Here is a 239-nt window from a genome sequence, read left to right as displayed (position 1 = left end):
CGCCAATGGCAGGGCGGATTTCCGACCCGGCCAAAGCGTCGCGACGAGTTCGATCACCGCTCCCTTCGAAATGCGCAATGACTTCGCACGCATCAGCGTCGACAACGGCGCGACGGCAGGCGCAGTCCATCTGCTCGACGACGCCTTCAAGCGCCGCCGCGTCGTCTTGCTGTCCGGTGGAGGAGGCGATGCATTCCAGCCGCTGCTCTCGCCGCTCTATTATATCCAGCGGGCGCTGC

Annotated in this window: 1 protein-coding gene; it reads left to right on the top strand. The window is 64.9% G+C overall.

Annotation, left to right across the window (positions count from 1 at the left end; genetic code table 11):
• On the top strand, positions 1-239 hold a 239-nt coding region (locus tag EOD29_RS34725), incomplete at both ends, for a hypothetical protein (protein WP_164764086.1).

This window comes from Mesorhizobium sp. M1A.T.Ca.IN.004.03.1.1 (assembly GCF_003997555.1).
In the GTDB taxonomy this organism is placed as follows: Bacteria; Pseudomonadota; Alphaproteobacteria; order Rhizobiales; family Rhizobiaceae; genus Mesorhizobium.
Note: the sequence above shows the minus strand (reverse complement) of the source record. Positions and strands in the feature narration are given on the sequence as shown.